Raw genomic sequence first — 16,675 nt, forward strand, 5'->3', positions numbered from 1 at the left:
CACCCCATGCAGCACCCTCGCGCGATCACCGACTGGCTGCTCGACTCCGACCCGGCCCTGCGCTGGCAGGTGCAGCGCGACCTCCTCGACGCGCCGGAGCACGTCTGGCAGCAGACCCGCGCCGAGATGGCCACGACGGGGATGGCCGCGCGGCTCCTCGCGCTCCAGGACGACGACGGGCAGTGGGCCGGCGGCGCCTACTTCCCCGGCCGCGCGGACCCCCGGGCGCTCAACCGCCCCGACGACGACCAGGGCCAGCCCTATACCGCCACCACCTGGACCCTCAACACCCTGCGCGAGTGGGGACTCGACCCCGCCCCGCTGACCGGCACCGCCTCCAAGCTGGCCGCCTCCAGCCGGTGGGAGTACGACGACCTGCCCTACTGGGGCGGTGAGGTCGACTGCTGCATCAACGCGTTCACCCTCGCCAACGGGGCGTGGCTCGGCGCGGACGTCGGCCGCCTCGTCGACTGGTTCCCTGAGCACCAACTCGACGACGGTGGCTGGAACTGCGAGTGGGTGGAGGGCTCGACGCGGTCGTCGTTCCACTCGACGCTCAACTCGATCAAGGGCATCCTCTGGTACGAGCAGTGGACCGGCGGCCACGACGCCCTGCGCGCCAGCCGGCAGCGCGCCCAGGAGTATCTGCTCGAGCGGCGCCTCCTCTACCGGGCGAGCATGGGCGAACGCGTGGGGGAGTGGGTGGAGTACCTGGCGTACCCGCTGCGCTGGGTGTACACCGCGCTCAACGTCCTGGACCATCTCCGGGCCGCGTCGCTGTACGACGGCGTCGCCCCGGATCCGCGGGCGGCGGACGCCGTCGAGATCGTGCGCGCGGCGCGGCAGCCGGATGGGCGCTGGCTGCAGGGCCGGCGCTACCGCGGGCAGGTGTGGTTCGACGTCGACGTGCCGGTCGGCGATCCGTCGCCGTGGCTCACGTTCCTCGCGACCCGCGTGCTCGACTGGTGGGACGAGGGCCGCGACGCCTGAGCCGGGCGCCCGCCGTCGGCGCTACTTCGGCTGGACGAGCACCCCGTTGGGCTTCTTCTGTACGACATAGTCGGGGTGCGCGGCGAAGAGATCCTTGAGCTTCGCGAACCCCCAGGTGCGGGAGTCGAAGTCCGACGCCAGGCGGGAGAGGTTGCTGCCGACGGCGGCGAGGTTGGCCCAGTTGTCGTCGCCGGCGGCCGCGTCGACGGCCTCTGCGAGCAGCTTGTCCAGGAAGGCGTCGCTGACGAGCGTGCGCTGCTCCACCGTCGCGGGCTTCGCCGTCGAGGCTGCGGTGAGGTTTTCGACGTAGATGAAGGTGTCGCACGCGGCGACGAACGGCTTGGGCGTCTTGCGCTCGCCGAAGCCGTAGACGACCTTGCCGTCCTCGCGGATGCGGGCGGCGAGGCGGGTGAAGTCGCTGTCGCTGGAGACGAGGCAGAAGCCGTCGAGGTTGCCGGCGTGGAGCAGGTCCATGGCGTCGATGATGAGCGAGCTGTCCGTCGCGTTCTTGCCGCTGGTGTAGCTGAACTGCTGGATCGGCTGGATGGAGTGCTGCAGCAGTTCGGCCTTCCACGACGTCAGCTGCGTCGAGGTCCAGTCGCCGTAGGCGCGCCGCACCGAGGCGCGGCCGTACTTGGCGACCTCGACCAGCAGCTGATCGATGTGCTGCGCGCGGGCGTTGTCGGCGTCGATGAGCACGGCGAGGCGGGCCTCGCGTGGTGTCTGAGTGGTCATGGGTCCCCTGTCGTCGACACGAACCTACCGCCAACTCGCACATCGACCCGCGTCAGGGGGTCGGGGGTGGAGTTCGACGGCGTGTCGTGCAGATTGGGCCCGGGGAGGCTGGGCGGGGGCGACGACGGCGGGGGCCAGCGGAGCGGCGAGGGGCGACGACGGCGCGGGTCAGGCGGAGGGTGGCGGGGCGGTCGTGCCGCGGACGATGAGCTCGGTCGGGACGACGACGCGGTCGTGGCGCGCGGAGCTCACCCCGCGTGAGCGGATCTGCGCCAGGACCAGCTTCACCAGCTCCTGCCCGATCCGCTGGAAATCGTGCCGCACCGTCGTCAAGGGTGGATACGAGTACTCGCTCAGTGCGATGGCATCAAACCCGACGACGGACACGTCGCCCGGCACACCGCGCCCGGCCTCGTGTAGCGCCCGGATCAGGCCGAACGCCATCTCGTCGTTGGCCGCGAACACCGCCGTCACATCCGGGTCCTCGGCGATCCGCTTGCCGATCTCGTAGCCCGAGCGCGGCGTCCAGTCCCCGATCCACGCCTCGGGGGCGCGCACGCCGGCCGCCTCCAGCGCCCGCTGCCACGCGCCCCGGCGCATGAGCGCCGGCTCGGAGTCGGTGGGCCCGGCGAGGTGGTGCACCGTCCGGTGCCCGAGCTTCAACAGGTGGCGGGTGGCGTCGCGGCTGCCCTGCAACTGGTCCCCCATCACCGCGGGATAGTGGCCGACCAGCCGCGAATCCGACACCGCCACGGGCATGCCCGCCGGCAGCGTCAGGGTCTCGGGCGTGGCCTCCTCGGCGCGGATGATCACGAGCCCGTCGATGGCCTGGTTGGAGATCCGGTGCGCGGCCGACTCCCAGTCGGCGGCGTCGGCCGTCTCGGACTCGATGCTGAGCAGGGTCACGGTGTAGCCCTCGTCGTCGGCCGCCTTGACGACGCCGCCCGTCGTGAGCACCTCGCCGGTCCGCTCATACCGGTGCGCGAGCAGGCCGATGGTCCCGAACGAGCCGTTGCGCAGGGCGCGCGCGGCGCGGTTGGGCGAGTAGCCGAGCTGCGCCATGGCTTCGAGCACGCGGGCTTTGGTCTCGGGCCGCACCGCCTCCGCCCCCGTCGACACCCGCGACACCGTCTGCGCGGACACGCCCGCCAACCGTGCCACGTCCTCGATGGACGGGCCGGTCTTTCGTCGTCCTCGACCCGAGACGGTGCCCATGGCGACACTGTAGCCCCTCGTTGATGTTGACGTCATCACGACGCGAACCCAGGCGGAATTCAGCGAGAACAACTGTTACCGGACCGTTATGTGACTCGCTGGTCAACCCGCTGGGGGTCGTGCTACGTTTACGTAAACATCATCCAGGATGTGGGGCGAGGACGCCCTCTGGGGAGCGCCGACCCATAGCCTCGGCGCAGGCCACACGAGACTAAGGAAGTACTCATGACGACGTGGAAGAAGATCGCCGCCCTCGCAGTGGTGGTGCCGCTCTCGCTCACCGCCTGCGGCGGTGACAACGGCTCGAACGGATCCGACGGCGGAGACACCGGCGACGGCAAGCTGACGGTCTGGGCCTGGGACCCGGCCTTCAACATCTACGCCATCAACGAGGCGGCGAAGATCTACCAGCAGGACAACCCCGACGTCGAGGTCGAGGTCATCGAGACCCCCTGGGACGACCTGCAGACCAAGCTGACCACGCTGGCGCAGTCGCAGGAGTTCGGCGAACTCCCCGACATCTTCCTCATGCAGAACAACGCGTTCCAGAAGAACGTCATCAACTACCCGGACCTCTTCAGCGACTTCTCGGACTCCGACGTCGACTTCGGCGAGTTCCCCGAGGGTGTCGTCGCCTACTCCACCGTCGACGGCGTCAACTACGGCCTGCCCTTCGACAACGGCACCGCCATCAGCGCCCTGCGCACCGATGTCCTCGCGGAGGCCGGCTACACCGTCGACGACTTCACCGACATCACCTGGAGCGAGTTCATCGAGAAGGGCGAGGACGTCCTCGCCAAGACGGGGAAGCCCCTCGCCTCGGGCATGGCGGGATCGGCGGATCTCATCATGATGATGCTGCAGTCGGCCGGCGCGAGCCTGTTCGACGACGAGGGCAACCCGACCATCGTCGGCAACGAGGCGCTGATCAAGTCGATCGAGACCTATCAGCAGCTCGTGGAGTCGGGCGTCTTCGTCGAGGTCAACTCGTGGGACGAGTTCATCGGGACCTTCGTGAACTCCAACGTCGCCGGCGTCATGCAGGGCGTGTGGATCATGGGCTCCATCCAGTCCGCAGAGGATCAGGCCGGCAAGTGGGGCATCACCAACCTGCCCAAGCTCGACGACGTCGACGGCGCCACCCACTACTCCGCCAACGGCGGGTCGTCGTGGGCCATCAGCTCCAACGCCGACAAGGAACTGGCCGCCGACTTCCTGGCCAGCACGTTCGCCGGGTCGACCGAGTTCTACGACACCATCCTCCCGTCGGGTGCCGTGGCCAACTGGCTGCCGGCCGGTGAGAGCGACGCCTATGGCGAGCCGCAGGAGTTCTTCGGAGGCGAGCCGGTCTTCAGAAAGGTGCTGGAGTTCGCCGCCAAGGTGCCGAGCAACAACACCGGCGTCTACTACTACGAGGGCCGCGACGCCGTGAGCGCCGCTGTCACCAAGATCCTGGGCGGAACCGACGTCGAGACTGCGCTGCAGGAGGCGCAGGACAACGTCGAGTTCGCGATGCAGTGATCCCTCGTTAGTCATCCGTGGTGGGGGCCGGGCACCCGGCCCCCACCCGCGCGAGAAGGTGGTTCCTCACATGGCAGAACAACGATTCGCGGCGGTCCCCAGGACCGCCCCCGACGCGGCGGACCCGACACCTGCCTCCCGCCGTCGGCGCTTCGGACTTGAGCAGCGCCGCAACCTGACCGGATGGATCTTCCTCCTCCCGGCAGCCGCCCTCATCCTCTGGATGAACTTCTACCCGATGTTCCAGGCCCTCATCCTGTCGCTGAAGACCGGACGCGGGACCCGCCTGAACTTCGCCGACCCGCTGTGGTTCAACTACGAGCGGCTGTTCAGCGATGAGATCTTCAAGCTCACCGTCGGCAACACGTTCATCTATCTGGCGATCCAGGTCCCGATCATGCTCGTCACCGCGCTCGTGTTGGCGAACCTGCTCAACGACAAGAACCTGCGCTTCAAGGGCTTGTGGCGCACCGCCATCTTCCTGCCCGCCGCGGTCTCCCTGGTCAGCTACTCCCTGGTGTTCCGCACGATGTTCGCCAACGACGGCTTCGTCAACGACGTGCTCCTGTGGCTGAACCTCGTCGACTCGCCCATCAACTGGCTGGGCGAGACCGACACCGCCCGCTTCGTCATCATCCTCGGCCTGCTGTGGCGCTGGACCGGCTACAACATGGTGTTCTACCTCGCGGCGCTGCAGAACATCGACTACTCGTCACTCGAGGCGGCCAAGATCGACGGCGCGGGCTCATTCGCCACGTTCTGGTACGTGACGATCCCGCAGCTCAAGCCCATGATCCTGCTCACCGCGATCATGTCGACCAACGGCACCATCCAGCTGTTCGACGAATCGTGGAACCTCACCCAGGGCGGGCCGGCCTACACGTCGATGACCATGTCGCACTACCTGTTCGAGGTGTCCTTCCAGCGGAACCCCAACTTCGGCTACGGCGCCGCATTGTCCTACGTGATCCTGATCATGGTCGCCGTCCTGGCCGCGGTCCAGATGAAGATCGGAGACAAGCGTGACTAAGACGCAGGCCCGCAAGCTGCCGGGCTACATCTTCCTGTCGCTGACCGCGCTCGCCTCGGTCTTCCCCCTGTACTTCATGGTGGTGTCGGCCACGAACACCAGCCGGGACGTCCTGAACTCCCGGCTGCTGCCGGGCACCGCGCTGTTCGAGAACTTCTCCAAGCTCGTCGCGCAGCAGGACGTCGCCTCCGCCATGTGGTACTCGTCGCTCAACGCGGTCGGCACCACCGTGCTGGCGCTCATCGTGTGTTCCATCGCCGGCTACGGCTTCGAGGTCTTCCACTCCCGCGGCAAGGACCGCCTCATGGCGTTCCTGCTGCTGGCGATGATGATCCCGTTCGCCGCGACCATGATCCCGCTGTTCCAGATGTTCGCGGACTTCGGGCTGGTCAACTCGTCGGTCGCCGTCATCCTGCCGGCCGTCGCGACCCCGTTCCTCGTGCTGCTGTTCCGGCAGTCCGCCCGCAGCTTCCCGCACGAGATCGTCGAGGCCGCCCGCCTCGACGGACTGGGCGAGCTCAGCATCTTCTTCCGCATCTTCCTGCCGACGATGCGGTCGACCCTGGCGGCCGCGGCCGTCATCACCTTCATGACCGCATGGAACAACTTCCTGTGGCCCAAGGTGATCCTCGTCAACAACAGTTACCAGACCATGCCGATGCTCATCTCCAACCTGCGCGCCGGCTACGTCACCGACTACGGAGTACTCATGCTCGCGGTTCTCCTGGCGTCCCTGCCCACGATGGTGCTTTTCCTCGTGCTGCAGCGCGCCTTCGCCGAGGGCATCACAGGAGCCATCAAATGACTTTCGACCGCACCCGCATCGCCGACCCGACCTTCTTCGCCGAGAACCGCCTCCCGGCGCACTCGGACCACCGCTGGTTCGCCGACGCCCACGAGGCGTCGCTCGGCACCAGCAGCTTCGAGCAGTGCCTCAACGGCACCTGGAAGTTCCACCACGCCAAGAACCCGTCGCTGGCGCCGGAGGGCTTCGAGGCCCTCGACTACGACGCGGACGCCTGGGACGACATCCGCGTCCCCGGCCACATCCAGCTGCAGGGCTACGACCGCCCCCAGTACGCCAACGTCCAGCACCCCTGGGACGGCTACGAGGACATCTGGCCCGGCCAGATCCCGCAGAAGTACAACCCGGTGGGCAGCTACGTCACCCACTTCACGCTCGACACCCCGCCGGCCGACGGCGAGCGCGTCAGCATCTCCTTCAAGGGTGCCGAGTCGACGATCGCGGTGTGGCTGAACGGCGCCTACGTCGGCTACGGCGGTGACGCGTTCACGCCGTCGGAGTTCGACATCACTGACCATCTGGTCGACGGGGAGAACAAGCTCGCCGCGCAGGTGATCAAGTGGAGCGGCGCCGCGTGGATCGAGGACCAGGACTTCTACCGGTTCTCGGGCATCTTCCGCGACGTCATGCTCTACCGCCGCCCCCGCGTGCACGTCGAGGACCTGCGCACCACCACCGAGGTGGCCGACGACCTGGCATCGGCGACGGTGCGGCTCGCGGTCGCGCTGCAGGGCGAGGGCTCCGTCCGGGCCACGCTCGGCGGGGTCGGGGAGCTGACGGCCGGTGACGACGGCGTGCTCAGCGTCGCCGTCGACGAGCCTCGGCTCTGGAGCGCCGAGGACCCGCACCTCTATGACCTGACCCTCGAGGTGCGCGATGCCTCCGGCGCGGTCGTCGAGGTCATCCCGCAGCGCGTGGGCATCCGCCGGTTCGGCATCGAGGACGGCGTGCTGAAGATCAACGGCCGCCGCGTCGTGTTCAACGGCGTCAACCGCCACGAGTTCGGGCTGCAGGGCCGTGTCATGACGCGCGAGCAGACCGAGGCCGACCTCAAGGCCATGAAGGCGCACAACATTAATGCCGTGCGCACCAGCCATTACCCGAACAACTCGTTCCTCTACGAACTGACCGACGAGTACGGGCTGTACGTCATCGACGAGATGAACCTCGAGGCCCACGGCATGTGGCACGCCGTGGTCGTCGGCCGTGTGCCGCTCGAGGGCGCCGTGCCGGGCAACCTGCCCGAGTGGCGCGACATCCTCCTCGACCGGGCATCCAACATGCTCGAGCGCGACAAGAACCACGCGTCCATCGTCATGTGGTCGTGCGGCAACGAGTCCTTCGGCGGCACTAACCTGCGCGACGTCGCGGATCACTTCCGGTCCCTGGACACGCGCCCGGTGCACTACGAGGGCGTCCACTGGGATCCGCGGTTCCCGGAGACGACCGACGTCGTCAGCACCATGTACACCCCGGCGGCCGACATCGAGGAGTTCCTCGCCTCGAACCGGTCGAAGCCCTACATCCTGTGCGAGTACGCGCACACGATGGGCAACTCGTTCGGCGCCGTCGACAAGTACATCGACCTCGCCTACCGCGAGCCGCTGTTCCAGGGCGCGTTCATCTGGGACTTCTCGGACCAGGCCATCGCGCTGAAGGACCGCTATGGGCGGGAGTACTTCGGCTACGGCGGCGACTGCGGCGAGGCCCCGCACGACGCGGAGTTCAGCGGCAACGGCATCTTCTTCGCCGACCACAGCCCCAGCCCGAAGCTGCAGGAGGTCAAGAAGCTCTACCAGGGGCTGCGGATCGAGATCTCCGGCGACTCGTTCGAAGTCGAGAACCGGTTCCTGTTCACCGACACGTCGGCCTACCGGTGCGTGGTGACGCTGGCCCGCGAGGGTCGCGTCGTGGCGCGGGGCACCGTCGACACCGAGGTGGAGCCGGGCGACACCGGCAACTACCCGCTGCCGGTCGACCTGCCGGACGCGGCCGGCGAGTACACCGTCGAGGTGTCCTTCCAGCTGCGGCGGCCCACCCTGTGGGGCGCGGCCGGGCATGAGGTGGCGTGGGAGCAGGCCGTGTTCACGATCGCGGGCTCGACGGCGCCGCGCTCCCCGGCCCGCGCGCCCGAGCTCATCGACGGCATCCACAACTTCGGCGTCCGGGGCCGGCACTTCACCGCCCTGTTCTCGAAGCTGTACGGCGGGCTCGTGTCCTACCGCTACGGGCTGAGCTCCGACGGCGGCCGCGAACTGCTGGGCGGCATCCCCAAGCCCAACTTCTGGCACGCGCCCACCTCCAACGAGCGCGGCTGGAACATGCCGTTCCGCGACGGGCAGTGGCTGCTGGCCAGCCGCTACTCGGAGGCGGCGGAGGCCGGTCCGTCCGCGCGGGTGGTCGGTGACGCCGTCGAGGTGCGCTACACCTACGAGCTGCCCAGCCAGCCGTCCGGCGAGTGCGACGTGGTGTACCTCGTCGACGGCGACGGCCGCATCGAGGTCACGATGACCGTGCGTCCCGGTGACGGGCTGCCGGACATGCCGGAGTTCGGGCTGCTGCTCACCACGGGCGCCGACTACCAGCACCTGACCTGGTACGGCGAGGGGCCGGAGGAGAGCTACGTCGACCGGCGTGCGGGCGCGCGTCTCGGAGTGTGGTCCGGCGACGTCGCGGAACAGCTGACGCCGTACATCCGGCCGCAGGAGGCCGGCAACCACACGGGAGTCCGGTGGGCGACGGTGACCGACGCCCACGGCGCGGGGCTGCGGTTCGAGTACGTCGACGAACCCATGGAGTTCTCGGCTCTGCCGTGGACGCCGTGGGAGGTGGAGAACGCGGCGCACCCGGTGGATCTGCCGCCGATCCAGAAGACGGTGCTGCGGCCGGCGCTGATGCGTCGCGGTGTGGGCGGGGACGACTCGTGGGGGTCGATGACCCACCCCGAGTACCGCCTGCCGGAGGGTCAGGAGCTGGTGTTCCGGTTCGCGTTCCAGGGCATCCGCTGACGATAGGTGAGGGGCGGCGCGGGCTACGGCCCGCGCCGCCCCTCACCGTTCCCTGAGGAGCTGTGCCGCCGGCAGGCGGCACAGCGTCTCGAAGGGTCGTGGCGCCGCCCCTCACCGTTCCCTGAGGAGCTGTGCCGCCGTCCCCGTTCCCTGAGGAGGTGTGCCGCCGCAAGGCGGCGCACCATCTCGAAGGGTCGTGGCGCCGCCCCTCACCGTTCCCTGAGGAGCTGTGCCGCCGGTGAGGGCTGCTCTTCACCGTTCCCTGAGGAGCTGTGCCGCCGGCAGGCGGCACAGCGTCTCGAAGGGTCGCGGCTCCCACGGACGCCGTCGCTCCTCACGGATCGACGTACAGACTGCCGCCGATGAACTCCCGCAGGATCGAGTTGAACGGGACCCGATCGGCGGGCAGCGGGTCGAAGAAGCCCAACAGATTGAGCAGCCGGTCCCTCGTATCGACGTGCGGGCTGTCGTCGGGGATGGTCGCCAGGGCCTCTTCGGCGTACGGCCGCAGCACGTTGAGCTCGTACATCATGCTGGAGTTGACCATCACATCCGCGTCCTCCTGGAACACGAAGATGTGCTCGTACTCGCCGCGGCGCACGCTGTCCCACTGACCCAGCGTCGTCTCCGGCGTGATGCCGCGGTAGCGGTGGTCGCGGATGATGCGACGCAGCAGCCGCACCTCCGTCGTCGGCACACGGTTCATCAGGTCGATGTTCAGCCCGCCCAGCGCGCTGACGTAGACCTTGAACACCGCGGTGCGGCTGATGCTGCCCGTCAGCCGCGGATTGAGGGCGTGGATGCCCTCGATGAGCAGGATCTCGTCGGGGCCGACGCTGAGCGGCGTCGTCGCGGGCAGCCGCGACCCCGTGACGAAGTCGAAGTGGGGCGTCCGCACGGTCTCCCCGGCCACCAGCCGGGCGAGGTCGCTGGTCAGGAGGGGGAGGTCGAGGGCGTCGGGGCTCTCGAAGTCGTAGCGGCCGTCGTCGTCGCGGGGGGTGTGGGCCCGGTCGACGAAGTAGTCGTCCAGCGACAACGCCACTGGCTTCAGGCCGTTGACCTCGAGCTGCGTCGCGAGGCGGTGCGTCGTCGTGGTCTTTCCCGACGACGACGGGCCGGCGATCGCCAGCACGCGCAGGGCCCGCCGTTCGGCCAGGATGGTGTCGGCGATGTCGGCCAGCCGCTTCTCCTGCAGCGCCTCCGCGATGCCCACCAGCTTGAGGGCGCGCCCGTCGCGGATGTAGGCGTTGACGTCGGCCACCACCTCGACGTCGACCCGGTCCAGCCACGCCTGCGTCTCCGCGTAGGCCGCCGACAGGAGCGTGGGCGGGATCAGGGGGGCGCCGTCGCCCTTGTCGATCTCGCCGAAGTCGACGATGAAGCCGTCGGCGAAGGGGAGCACCTCGAACGGTTCCACCTCGCGCGGGTTCTCGAGGGCGGGGTAGACGACGCGCGCGGTGAGGCCGTCGACGTCGTAGACGTGGTAGCCGCCCTCGCGGCCCAGGAGCGTGATGCTGCTGGCCGGGTCGGCCGCCCACTGTTTGAGCCGGGTGCCGATCTGCCGCACCTCCCGGGTCGACAGCGCCGAGCCGACGAGGCCACAGAAAACGCCCTCGAGGATCGAGTAGGACGTCTTCAGCCGCTCGCCCGGGAACAGGTCGTGGATGGCCTTGATCAGTCCCAGCTTGACCGTCTGCCGGCCTTGTCGGAGGTGGGTTTCGCGCATGGCGTGCCCCTTTCGGCGCTCGCCTCCGACGCTACTCCGCTCTAGGTACCTCGCGCCTGCCTTGCGTGCCGACGCCTGCGCCGTGTCCGGGGCGCCTGCCTTGCGTGCCGACGCCTGCGCTATAGCGCGAGCGTCGTGAGTTAGAGCAGGCGTCTCCCCAGCGCCTGTACTAGAGAGCAGGCGTCGCGAAGGAAGGCAGGCGTCGGGACGGGGCGCAGGCGTCCGGACGGGGGGCAGGCGTCGGGACCGGGGCAGGCGTCAGGGCGTCAGTGGGGGGCGGCGCGGAAGGCGGCCAACTCGTCGTCGGGGATGCCGTAGCAGTGCTCCGGCGCCGGGTAGGTGCCGTCGCGGACCTCCGCGGCGAACGTGGCCAGGCCCTCAACGGTCGCGGTGTGCAGGTCGGCGTAACGCTTGACGAAGCGCGCCGACCCGCCCGACGACATGCCGAGCAAATCGTGCAGCACGAGCACCTGACCGTCGACGGCGGGGCCGGCGCCGATGCCGATGACCACCGCCGTCATCGACCGCACGATCGTCTCCGCGACGGCCGCCGGGATCGCCTCGAACACGACGGCGAAGCACCCGGCATCCTGCAGCGCGAGCGCCTCGTCGGCCACGCGACGGGCGGACGCCGCAGTCCTGCCCTGCGCCTTGAAGCCGCCCAGTTCGGCCGCTGACTGCGGCGTCAGGCCCACGTGCCCCATGACCGGGATCCCCGCCGCGATGATCGCCCGCACCCGCGACACCGACCCGGGCCCTCCACCCTCCAGCTTGACGGCGTCGCAGCCCGCCTCGTCGACGAACCGGCGCGCGGTCGCGACGGCCTGCTCGTCGGAGTCCTCGTACGACCCGAACGGCAGGTCCCCCACCAGCAGCGGCGCCTGCAGCCCCCGTCGCACGGCGGCGGTGAGCATGAGCATCTCGTCGACGCTCACCTCGTTGGTGTCGGGGTACCCGAGCACCGTCATGGCGCCGGAGTCGCCGACGAGCACGACGTCGACGCCGGCCTCCTCAGCCGCCAGCGCGCCCGGGTAGTCGTAGGCCGTCACCATGACGAGCTTCTCGCCGGCGCGCTTCTTCGCCGCGAGGGCGGCGAGGGTCACGGGCGCGGGGCCGTGGGCGGCGGTACGGACCGGGGGTCGGGCGGACATCGGCGGCCTCAGCGCTGGTCGGGGAGCTCGGTGAGCAGCGTCGCGACCTCGGCGTCGACCTCCACGATCGCGTTCGTTCCCCGCTCGACATGCACGACGACGGGTTCGTGCGACGCGATCTCCTCGCCCTCGTACTGGCCGTACGAGATGACGATGATGGTGTCGCCGCGGTGCACCAGGCGGGCCGCCGCGCCGTTGACCTTCATCTGGCCCGAGCCGGGCTCGCCGGCGATGGTGTAGGTCTCGAAGCGGGCGCCGTTGTCGACGTTGACGACGCTGACCTGCTCGTACTCGAGGATGTCGGCGGCTTTCAGCAGCTCGGGGTCGATGGTGATCGAGCCGACGTAGTGCAGGTCGGCGTCGGTCACCGTGGCGCGGTGGATCTTGGACTTCAACATGATGCGCTGCATCAGGCCTCCTCGCGGGCGGGGATGGTCAGGTTGTCGATGAGCCGCACGTCGCCCACGTGGGCGGCGACGACGGCGAGGGTCGGGCGGGTGAGGTCGTCGGCCGGCGCGAACGTCGCGGGGTCGACGAGCGCGAGGTACTCCGGGTCCACGCCCTGTTGCCGCATGACGTCGGCGCCTCGGCGCTCGGCGTCACGTGCGGCGGCGCCCTGGTTCACGGCGGCTGCGACGGCGTCGAGGCCCGCCATGAGCGCGAGGGCCCGGGGCCGGTCCGCCGCACTCAGCCGGACGTTGCGGCTGGACATCGCCAGGCCGTCGGGCTCCCGGACGATCGGGGCAACCGCGATCTCCACGGGCAACCCCAGATCAGCGACCAGCCGCCGCACGACCGCGACCTGCTGGGCGTCCTTCTGCCCGAAGTACGCCACGTCGGGCGCGACGGCGATGAGCAGCTTCGCGACGACGGTGGCGACGCCGTCGAAGTGGACGGCCCCCCGGTGCGCGCCCTCGAGGGGCTCGCTGACGCCGCGGACGCTGATGGTGGTCGCGTAGCCGTCGGGGTACATCTCGGCGGGGGAGGGGGCGAAGAGGACGTCGGTGCCGGCGGACGCGGCGAGGTCGGCGTCGCGGGCCTCGTCGCGCGGGTAGGCCTCGAGGTCGCGGGTGTCGTTGAACTGCGTCGGATTGACGAAGACGCTTGTCACGACGGTGTCGACGGCGGCGCGGGCCGCGCGGATGAGCGAGAGGTGCCCGTCGTGGAGGGCGCCCATGGTGGGGACGAAGCCGACGCGGCCGGCGTCGCGGAGGGCGGCGCGGAGCTCGGCGACGGCGCGGACGATTCTCATGCGGCGCCCCTTCCGGCGAGGCGGCCTGTGGCGGCCGCGAGGGTGTCGAACAGGTCCAGGTCCGCGGGGCTCATGGCGTCGACGGCGGCGCGCTGCCGGGCGACCGTCGCGGTGTCGCCGCGCGCGATCGGGCCGGTGAGGACGGCTGCGGCGCCGTGGGCCGCCCAGTTGTCGACGGTGGCGCGCACCAGGGGGACGAGGGCCTGGCGGGGGACGCCTGCGACGGCGGCGAGGCGCTCGGCCAGGTCCTCAACGGTGAGCAGGTAGTTCGACGCGACGGAGGCCGCCGCGTGGTAGGCGGGGCGGGCGCCGTCGTCGAGGGTGAACGGCAGCATGCCCAGCGAGGTGGCCAGGTCTCGCGCCGTGGCAAGGGCGTGGGCGGTGGTGCCCGCGACGCCCGCCGTCGCGCCGTCGAAGCGGGTGGGGGCGCCGGCGGGGATGGTCATCAGTGGGTGGAGGCCGAACGACTCGTGCGGGGCCAGCGCGGTGAGGGGGGTGGCGCCGGAGCAGTGGCCGACGAGGACACCGGCGCGGGGAGCGAGGGCGGCCGCCGCCGTCGCGATCTCCCGATCCGGCACGCAGAGGAAGACGACGTCGGCGCCTTCCGGGGCGGTGTCGCGGCCGAGGGGACCGTCGACGGTCCAGCCCGCGTCGCGGAGCGCCGGGACGAGCGCGGATCCCAGTCGGCCGCGGCCGACGACGGCGACCCGCGGGCGCGTCGGGGCAGTGCGCATCGCTTCTCCGAAAGCTGGGGGACGGGGTGTGGCAACTGTAGTTGAGGGTGGTTCGAGGGCAGCATCAATGTCCGGCGCAGTTCGCTCTCGGCGCCATCTGCGGGGCCCGGGAGGCAGTTCGACGGCGTGTCGTGCCGGTGAAGGTGGCGAGCGTGGCACCGCCGGCGGTGAAGACCATGCCGAGGTGCGCGACCGCGACGGTGAAGCCGCTGCCGGTCTTGGTGAAGGCGAGGTCCGCGGTGAGCTGCTGACCGAGCACCGCGATCATCGACGGCGTCGCGGTCGGTCTCAACAAGGGCTTCGTCGGCGTGGGCTCCAACCAGGCGCGCGGCAAGTTCGACAGCGTGTCCGTCGCGGTCCTGCCGCCGCAGATCACGCTGGACGTGACCGAGTCCTTCGACGACGGCCCGGGCCTGGTCGACGACGTGCAGACCGGGTCGTGGACCGCGGCCGACGGCGCCCTCACCGCGTCGGGCACACCGACGGCGCCGGCTGTGACGTTGCTCGACCTCGGTGACACGCTCGAGGCCAACTCCTACCTCGAGATCACCGCGAGCCTGCGGATCGCCGAGGGCGGCATCGCGGGTCTCGTCTACGACTTCTACAGCCTCGACGAGTTCAAGTTCATCGTCCTCGACGTCGCGACGCAGACCGTGATCTTCGGGCACGTCACCCGGGGCTCGTGGTCCATCGACCAGTCCGTCAGCCAGGTGCTCGTCGCGGGTGCCGACTTCACGATGGTCGTGACCATCAAGGGCGCATCGGTGTCGTTGGAGCTGAACGGATCGTTCGTCCGGTCGATGGCGTACAGCGCGGCTCTGGCCGATGGCCGGGTCGGCCTGGTGGTGGGGTCCGCGAGCGCCTCGTACGACTCCGTGCGGATCCGCACCGACGGGTGGACCGCGCCGGAGGGAACGGTGACCGAGCCCGTCCCGACGGATCCCGTGCCGGCCGACCCGGTGCCGACCGATCCCCTCCCGACGGATCCGGACCCGACCGACCCCGTGCCGACGGACCCGGAGCCGACCGACCCCGTACCCACGGAGCCGGAGCCGACAGAGCCGGTGCCGACGAAGCCCCCCAAGAAGAAGTGACCCTCCTGATCACTTGCCTCCGCGGTGGGGGAGCGGCCTGTAGCGTGAGCGCATGAAGGCCGTTGTGGGACTGGCGACGTCGATCCTCGCGTCGTGTGTCCTGATCGGCTGCACCTCCGCCCCGTCCTCCCCGCCCAGCCCGTCGCCCTCGCCGTCGTTGTCCCCGTCGCCGTCCGCATGGCCGGAGCGGCGGTGCCAGGATCTCGCGGGCACCGTCGGCGCGGCCCTCCAGCGGGTGGTGGACAGCTACGACGACCGCCTCGCCTCTCCCGCGCCGTCGCCGACCCCGACTCTCACGGCGACGCCCTCTGCCACCCCCACCGCCACCGCCCAGCCCGCCGAAGGCGACGAGATCCAGGACGCGCTGGCCGAGGTCCGCGACGCCGTCCAGGAGCGTCGCTGCTCCGCCGCGCAGATGCGCGCCGACGTTGACGCAGGTGTCGACGCCGTGCGAGCGGAGTCCCCGCTGGCCGAGGCGGTGCGCGCGCGACTGGTCGCGGGACTCGACGGGCGGATCCCCGAACTGCCGGTGCGTCGCGCGGTGTTCCCCGACGAGGACCTCGCCACAGCGCTCGCGGAGGTGCCGTCCGGATCGACGCTGCTGCTCAGCGAGGGGACCTTCACACTCGCCCAGCCGCTCGTCATCCTCAGCGCCGTCACGCTGCTCGGCGAGGGTGAGGAGGCCACCGTCCTGACGTCCGCCGCGCCGGAGGCAGCCATTCTCATCGCGACCGCCGAGCCCGTCACCCTCGACTCCCTCACGCTGAACCGCGACCCCGCGGTCCCCGGCTCCGGCGTCGTCGCGGGAGGGGCGGCCACACTGGCGCTCGCGCACGTCACCGTGTCCGGCGGGCGCCCGGACGACACCGGGGGCGGAGCCGGGGTCATGCTCGTCGGCGGCGACAGCGAAGCGGAGCGTCGCACCACCTTCGAGGCCACCGACGTCACCCTCCGCGACAACGCCTGGGCGGGGCTCGCGGTCGCCGGCGCGCACCGGGTCAGTGTGGCGGACGTCGACCTGATCGGAAACGGCGAGTGCGGCGTGTGCTTCCTCGGTGCCTCCGACGGCTCCCTGTCGGGCGGGACCTTCTCGGGCAACACGGTGGGGATCGCGGTGGCGGAATCGGCCCGGCCCGCGCTGCTGGACCTGCGGATCGACGGCGGGGAGCTCGGCCTCCAGGTGGAGGGCGCCGCGGCGCCGGTGATCGAGGGCGCCACCATCGCGGGGTCGAGCCGGGCAGCGGTGATCGTCGGCGGAACCGCCACCGGAGCGCTGGCGCGGGTGGTGTGCACGGACGTCGAGTTCGGGATCGTCGTCACGGGCACCGCAGCCCCCACCCTCACCGACAACGAGTGCGCCTTGGCGCGGGGCCGCACCGGCTCGGAGTCGCCGTCGCCAACCCCGGGGGGATGA

15 protein-coding genes are annotated in these 16,675 nt (G+C 70.3%); 7 read left to right on the plus strand and 8 right to left on the minus strand.

Annotated elements, in window-relative coordinates; all coding sequences use genetic code 11:
- The first annotated feature begins 6 nt into the window (after window positions 1-6).
- Window positions 7-990 carry a squalene cyclase gene (locus tag ACFQPD_RS06250; RefSeq protein ID WP_385899501.1) on the plus strand — a complete coding sequence of 328 codons (984 nt, stop codon included), beginning with the start codon at window positions 7-9 and terminating at the stop codon, window positions 988-990.
- Between the two features lie 21 nt (window positions 991-1,011).
- Here the strand turns inward: ACFQPD_RS06250 and ACFQPD_RS06255 are convergent, their stop codons facing one another.
- Both ACFQPD_RS06255 and ACFQPD_RS06260 read right to left on the minus strand, forming a co-directional pair.
- Complete coding sequence (locus ACFQPD_RS06255; protein ID WP_385899503.1) at window positions 1,012-1,725, minus strand: NYN domain-containing protein; 714 nt, start codon at window positions 1,723-1,725, stop codon at window positions 1,012-1,014.
- 168 nt (window positions 1,726-1,893) lie between these two features.
- A complete protein-coding gene (locus ACFQPD_RS06260; protein WP_385899505.1) occupies window positions 1,894-2,940 on the minus strand; it encodes a LacI family DNA-binding transcriptional regulator in 1,047 nt (348 codons plus the stop codon).
- A 225-nt stretch (window positions 2,941-3,165) separates the two neighbouring features.
- Between ACFQPD_RS06260 and ACFQPD_RS06265 the strand changes: the two genes are divergently transcribed.
- The 4 genes from ACFQPD_RS06265 to ACFQPD_RS06280 all read left to right on the plus strand — a co-directional run bounded on the left by ACFQPD_RS06265 (window position 3,166) and on the right by ACFQPD_RS06280 (window position 9,304).
- Window positions 3,166-4,461: an ABC transporter substrate-binding protein gene (locus ACFQPD_RS06265; protein WP_385899506.1), complete on the plus strand. Its 1,296-nt coding sequence runs from the start codon at window positions 3,166-3,168 to the stop codon at window positions 4,459-4,461.
- Window positions 4,462-4,531: 70 nt separating this feature from the next.
- Complete coding sequence (locus ACFQPD_RS06270) at window positions 4,532-5,491, plus strand: carbohydrate ABC transporter permease (protein WP_385899508.1); 960 nt, start codon at window positions 4,532-4,534, stop codon at window positions 5,489-5,491.
- Entirely contained in the window at window positions 5,484-6,296 is an 813-nt protein-coding gene (locus tag ACFQPD_RS06275; RefSeq protein WP_068750418.1) for a carbohydrate ABC transporter permease, read from the plus strand. The genes ACFQPD_RS06270 and ACFQPD_RS06275 overlap by 8 nt, the downstream gene beginning before the upstream one ends.
- Window positions 6,293-9,304 carry a glycoside hydrolase family 2 TIM barrel-domain containing protein gene (locus ACFQPD_RS06280; protein WP_385899511.1) on the plus strand — a complete coding sequence of 1,004 codons (3,012 nt, stop codon included), beginning with the start codon at window positions 6,293-6,295 and terminating at the stop codon, window positions 9,302-9,304. The genes ACFQPD_RS06275 and ACFQPD_RS06280 overlap by 4 nt, the downstream gene beginning before the upstream one ends.
- 334 nt (window positions 9,305-9,638) lie before the next feature.
- On the opposite strand, the gene ACFQPD_RS06285 is transcribed toward ACFQPD_RS06280, so the two are convergent.
- From ACFQPD_RS06285 to ACFQPD_RS06310, 6 genes are all read right to left on the minus strand, one after another.
- The gene (locus ACFQPD_RS06285; protein ID WP_385899513.1) at window positions 9,639-11,030 is read right to left on the minus strand and encodes a hypothetical protein; all 1,392 of its coding nucleotides are present in this window, start codon (window positions 11,028-11,030) and stop codon (window positions 9,639-9,641) included.
- Window positions 11,031-11,296: 266 nt separating this feature from the next.
- Complete coding sequence (gene panB / locus ACFQPD_RS06290; protein WP_385899514.1) at window positions 11,297-12,181, minus strand: 3-methyl-2-oxobutanoate hydroxymethyltransferase; 885 nt, start codon at window positions 12,179-12,181, stop codon at window positions 11,297-11,299.
- Window positions 12,182-12,189: 8 nt separating this feature from the next.
- A complete protein-coding gene (gene panD / locus ACFQPD_RS06295; protein WP_385899516.1) occupies window positions 12,190-12,591 on the minus strand; it encodes an aspartate 1-decarboxylase in 402 nt (133 codons plus the stop codon).
- Window positions 12,591-13,433: a pantoate--beta-alanine ligase gene (panC, locus tag ACFQPD_RS06300; RefSeq protein ID WP_385899518.1), complete on the minus strand. Its 843-nt coding sequence runs from the start codon at window positions 13,431-13,433 to the stop codon at window positions 12,591-12,593. Before panC ends, panD begins: the two co-directional genes overlap by 1 nt.
- Entirely contained in the window at window positions 13,430-14,167 is a 738-nt protein-coding gene (locus ACFQPD_RS06305) for a DUF2520 domain-containing protein (RefSeq protein WP_385899520.1), read from the minus strand. The genes panC and ACFQPD_RS06305 overlap by 4 nt, the downstream gene beginning before the upstream one ends.
- A gap of 64 nt (window positions 14,168-14,231) precedes the next feature.
- Window positions 14,232-14,459: a hypothetical protein gene (locus tag ACFQPD_RS06310; RefSeq protein ID WP_385899522.1), complete on the minus strand. Its 228-nt coding sequence runs from the start codon at window positions 14,457-14,459 to the stop codon at window positions 14,232-14,234.
- Between the two features lie 16 nt (window positions 14,460-14,475).
- Between ACFQPD_RS06310 and ACFQPD_RS06315 the strand changes: the two genes are divergently transcribed.
- Window positions 14,476-15,261 carry a hypothetical protein gene (locus ACFQPD_RS06315; RefSeq protein ID WP_385899524.1) on the plus strand — a complete coding sequence of 262 codons (786 nt, stop codon included), beginning with the start codon at window positions 14,476-14,478 and terminating at the stop codon, window positions 15,259-15,261.
- 52 nt (window positions 15,262-15,313) lie between these two features.
- Window positions 15,314-16,675 carry a right-handed parallel beta-helix repeat-containing protein gene (locus tag ACFQPD_RS06320; RefSeq protein WP_385899525.1) on the plus strand — a complete coding sequence of 454 codons (1,362 nt, stop codon included), beginning with the start codon at window positions 15,314-15,316 and terminating at the stop codon, window positions 16,673-16,675.

It is taken from the genome of Tessaracoccus sp. O5.2 (assembly GCF_964266725.1).
Lineage (GTDB): Bacteria > Actinomycetota > Actinomycetes > Propionibacteriales > Propionibacteriaceae > Arachnia > Arachnia lapidicapta.